This is a genomic window from Mesorhizobium sp. M7A.F.Ca.CA.001.08.2.1, from assembly GCF_003998455.1.
GTDB lineage: Bacteria > Pseudomonadota > Alphaproteobacteria > Rhizobiales > Rhizobiaceae > Mesorhizobium > Mesorhizobium ciceri.
The window spans coordinates 1-4,623 of sequence record NZ_RZPW01000513.1 but is presented as its reverse complement, the minus strand read 5'-3'; the positions used below and the strand labels follow the sequence as shown (position 1 = coordinate 4,623).

The 4,623-nt window shown below is 61.6% G+C and carries 5 protein-coding genes; 1 reads left to right on the top strand and 4 read right to left on the bottom strand.

From position 1 onward, the window contains the following. From EN914_RS25140 to EN914_RS25125, 4 genes are all read right to left on the bottom strand, one after another. A partial coding sequence (locus EN914_RS25140) for a YeiH family protein (protein WP_127389331.1) occupies positions 1 to 531 on the bottom strand: 531 nt, incomplete at its 3' end. A gap of 141 nt (positions 532 to 672) precedes the next feature. Next, positions 673 to 1,050, bottom strand: coding sequence for an ester cyclase (locus EN914_RS25135; protein WP_024501791.1), 378 nt, complete (start codon positions 1,048 to 1,050; stop codon positions 673 to 675). Between the two features lie 109 nt (positions 1,051 to 1,159). Further along, complete coding sequence (locus tag EN914_RS25130; RefSeq protein WP_013530540.1) at positions 1,160 to 2,605, bottom strand: sensor histidine kinase; 1,446 nt, start codon at positions 2,603 to 2,605, stop codon at positions 1,160 to 1,162. Between the two features lie 121 nt (positions 2,606 to 2,726). Then, complete coding sequence (locus EN914_RS25125; protein WP_127389330.1) at positions 2,727 to 3,626, bottom strand: LysR family transcriptional regulator; 900 nt, start codon at positions 3,624 to 3,626, stop codon at positions 2,727 to 2,729. Positions 3,627 to 3,777: 151 nt separating this feature from the next. Here EN914_RS25125 and EN914_RS25120 point away from each other — a divergent pair, with 151 nt between their 5' ends. Then, entirely contained in the window at positions 3,778 to 4,173 is a 396-nt protein-coding gene (locus EN914_RS25120) for a cupin domain-containing protein (protein WP_013530542.1), read from the top strand. Positions 4,174 to 4,623 lie beyond the last annotated feature (450 nt).

The following is a 4,623-nucleotide window of genomic DNA, read 5'->3' as shown; positions in this document are numbered from 1 at the left end:
GGCGTAGGTGACGTCCTCGTCGCGCGCATCGGTGACGATGTTGGTGGCGACGATGGCCGAAGCGCCGCAGATCGAGGTGCCGGCGGCGATCAACTGCGCCAGCTTGGCGTCGACGCCGATCAGCCGGCCAAGCGTGATGGTGAAAACGAAGGTAGCGCCAAGCGTCGCCGCGACAATGCCGACGCCGCCAGCGCCGATCGAGACCACCTGGCCGAGCGTCAGCTGGAAGCCGAGCAGCACGATGGCGAAGCGCAACAGGCGCTTTTGCGAGAATGCGATACCGGCTTTGGCGTGCACGGGCGTGCCGAGCACGTTGGAGTAGATCATGCCGGCGACGACGGCGAGGATCATTGGACTGAACAGCGCGAAGCCGGAAACATTGCGCGCCGAGAAGGCGACGGCAGTGATCATCGTGACCAGCACGATGCCGGGGACGATGCCATTCCAGCTAAGGGATTTTCGCCCTTGCGCGACATCGGCAGGAAACGCGCTTTTTGGAATATCGTTCGCGAAGTGGGAAACGGAAGACAATGCAATGCTCCAGGCGAGTATGCCGGGAGAATACCATTCCTAAACCAATCTTTCCAACGAATTATTTTCGTTAGAATGATCGATTTTTACGAACGATCCACGGACGCTGCCGCGCAGACGTCGCTTTCTGGGCGACCTGGATTAAAGCTGCGCCTCGATCGCGGCCTTGTCGATTACCGACCAGACGTTCCTGATCCGGTCGTCGAGGAATTCATAGAAGACGTTCTCGCTGAAGGACACCTTCCTGCCGTTTATAGGGAGCCCGAAGAAGGTTCCCTTCGGCGTGCAGTTGAACTGAAGCCGGCTGGCTAGGAACGGCGGTTCGGCGATCAGCAACTGGATATCGAAATAGAGGTCTGGGATTTCCCGAAAATCGCGCTCCAGCATGTCCTGGTAACCCGACAGTCCGACGCGGTCACCATTGTAGTGCACCTCGTCATGAACGAAGCGATGCAGCTTCTGCCAGTCCTGATTGTTGAGGCAGGCGATGTAGCCTCGATAGAGGTCGGTCACGGTCACGGCGATGGCTCCGGTGCTGATGCCCGCCATATTGCGACAGGGCTGAAGGCCAGGACGTACAATAAAAGCAACACATAGCGGGCCGTAGTCCTGTTGCCAGTGCCCAAGTTCAGGGAACAATTCCGAATTCGTGTCCGCTCATCACCTGGTCCAATGCACGCTGATCAACGTGCTCGCTGTCAACCGAGGCCTCAAGTTGGGTCAACGGTGCTTGCAGCGTCCAGGTGACACCGTGGCTATCATGCTCGAGAACACCGGTGCCGCTCACCGCGGCTGGAGCGACGCGCCGCAGCACCACGCTGCCGAAACCACCATGGCCGATCGTCTGTACTTCAGGACCATCTCTCTCTTTCCAGATCAGCTGGAACTGTTTCTGGCCGACCAGTCCGGTTACCTTCCATTGCACCGTTATCGTTCCCTCTGCGGCCGAAAGGACGCCGTATTTAGCGGAATTGGTCGCGAGTTCATGAAACGCTATGCCGAGGTACTGGACGGCATTGGGGCTCAGCGTCAGGGAAGGGCCCGACATTGAGATCCGCTCCTCGTTGCCGAACGGTTTGGCCTGCGCAAGCAGCAGTTCGAAGATCGTGGCGCCCTTCCAGTCGCCGGAAACCAGAAGGTCATGCGAGAGCGACAACGCCATGATGCGCTCGCGCACCTGACGTTCGAACTGGGCCGGCGTCGATGACCGCTTGCTGGTCTCCCGGATCATCGAGATGATGACGGAATACTGGTTCTTCACCCGGTGGTTGACCTCGCGCATCAGCATGCGGATGCGATATTCGTTCTCCTTGGCTACTGATATGTCGCGGGCGATCTTCGAGGCGCCGACGATCTGCCCGACGGCGTTGCGCACCGGCGAGATTGTCAGGGATACGGGCACAAGGCTGCCGTCCTTGCGGCGGCGGATGGTTTCGTAGGTCTCGACCTGCTCGCCTTTGCGGATGCGCTCCAATATGCGCGGCTCTTCGTCCAAATGGTCGTCCGGTATCAGCATAGTTACCGACCTTCCGATTGCTTCGTCGGCGGTGTAACCGAACAGACGTTGGGCGGCTGAGTTCCAGCTCCTGATGACTCCGTTCAAATCCTTGCTGACGATGGCATCGAAGGAAGACTCCACGATGGCTGACAGATGATGCCTGGCCTCGTCGGCATGATGGCGGTCAGTGAGATCGAACAGCATATTGACGGCGCCGACCAGTCTGCCCTGCTCGTCATGAAGCGGTGTGGGATAGGGAAGGAACGGCACACGCGTGCCGTCCGGGCGTTGGGAGATAGCCGACTGGTTTCTGACCGGCCGGTTCTCCTTTAGCGCGACAGCCATCGGGCATTGGTCATGCGGCAACACTTCACCGTCGGTCGTGAACAGCTTGTGCGTCACACACCATTGGTCTTTTCCGAGCTCGGGTTCGCGCCCAGCGAAATCTGCTGCGGCCCGATTGAAATAGGTGATCTTGCCTTCGGTGTCGGTGGTGTAGATTGCTACGGGAAGATTATCGAGGATTTGGTGGGGCAGATCAAAGGTCGAGCTCGAGGTTTTCGTCACTTGCGCCACGTATAGGAGTTCCAGTTAACCGCAGTGAACGCGGTGCCGCGGAAATGGTTCCGCGACCATTTCCGGGGATAGTCACCGCAGGCGGCGGCGAGTCAAAGCCGGGTGGAAGCTGCTCACCGACTTACTCCTTGCCCCGGTAGCGCAGCGCGTCGACCAGCAGCGAGAAGGCCGGCGTGGCTTGCCGGCGGATGGGGTAATAGAGATGGTAGCCGGGGAAGGGCCCGCACCAGTCGGCGAGCACACGCACCAGCCGGCCGTTGGCCAGATGGGCCGTCACCTGCTCCTCAGGCAGATAGGCAAGGCCGAGGCCGGCGAGCACCGCGTTCATGCGCAGAGCGGCCGTGTTGAACACAAGCTGGCCTTCGACCCGAACCTTCAGCTCGCGTCCGGCCTTCTCGAACTCCCAGGCATAGAGCCCGCCATAGGTGGGCAGCCGCAGATTGATGCAATTGTGGGTGGTCAGGTCCTGCGGCGTGCGCGGCTTTGGTCGGGTAGCGAAATAGGTTGGCGAGCCGACCACCGCCATGCGCATGTCGGGGCCGATGCGCACCGCGATCATGTCGCGCGCCACCTGTTCGCCCAGCCGCACGCCGGCGTCGAAGCGCTCGGCGACGATGTCGGTCAGTCCATAGTCGACGATGATCTCGACCTTGATGTCGGGATATTCGGGCAGCAGCGGGGCGATCGCCGGCCACAGGGCCGCATCGGCGGCGTGCTCACCGGCGCTGATGCGGATGGTGCCGGCGGGTTTTTCCCGCAATGCGCTCAAGGCAATGAGCTCGGTCTCGATCTCGTCCAGCCGCGGCCCGACGGTGCGAAGCAGCCGCTCCCCGGCTTCGGTGGGCGACACGCTGCGCGTGGTGCGGGTCAGGAGCCGTACACCCAGCCGCTCCTCCAGCGCCCGCACCGTGTGGCTGAGCGCCGATTGGGAAACCCCGAGCTTGGCCGCCGCCCTGGTGAAGCTTTCCTCGCGCGCCACAGCGAGGAAAGCGGTTAGCTCGTTCAGGTTGTCACGTGGCATTCATGAGCCCCCTTCATAAGATCATGCTGGATATAGCACCTAATCGGCACCAATCGCAGACCCTAGATAGGCGTTATCACACCGGGCACCTCCGGCCGTCTCTAAAGCCGGGCGGGTCGTGTCATGGCTGTTGCCAGGAAGGGACAAAACCATGGACATCACGCGAAACGGCTCTCAGGCCTCGGCCAAGGGATCGGCCGACTATTTCACCGGTGTGGTGCGCATCGACGCGCCGTTCAAGGGCAGCGAGCCCGCCCGGGTCGGCGGCGCCACCGTGACTTTCGAGCCCGGGGCGCGCACCGCCTGGCACACGCATCCGCTCGGCCAGACGCTGATCGTCCTCTCGGGCGCCGGCCTGGCGCAGCGCGAGGGCGGCCCGATCGAATCGATCCAGCCCGGCGACATCGTCTGGTTCGCGCCCGGAGAGAAGCATTGGCATGGCGCCGCGCCGACCACGGCGATGAGCCACATCGCTATCGCCGAAGCGCTCGACGGCAAGGTCGTCGACTGGTTGGAGCATGTCAGCGACGAACAATACGGGATTTGACCAGGTATCGGCGCGTGGCGCCGAGTTCAACGCCCGAACTCTACGAAGGAGACCAACATGACCGATGTTCCAAGGCTGAAAAGCCCATTCTCCGATATCGCTCCCGCGCTTGGCAGATACAGCCCTGGATCGTTCCGATCCCCGGCACCACCAAGCTCAATCGCCTCGAAGAGAACATCGGATCGGTCACTGTCGCGCTGACGGCGAACTGCCGACATCGAGAACGCGGTCTCGGCGATCGCCGTACAGGGAGCGCGCTATTCTCCGCAACAGGAAGCAAGGATCGATCGCTAGAGCCAGGCGCAGGCTGAGGGCACTCGACGACCGGGTAGCCATTCCGGCCGACGGCGCAGGAGTTGAGGGGATCGTGCGCGGATTGGGTGGCAGCGTTTCAGTTTGAAATTTGGCCTTCTGCGAACTCGCGTCTTGCGGCCGTGAAAACCTCGCGGG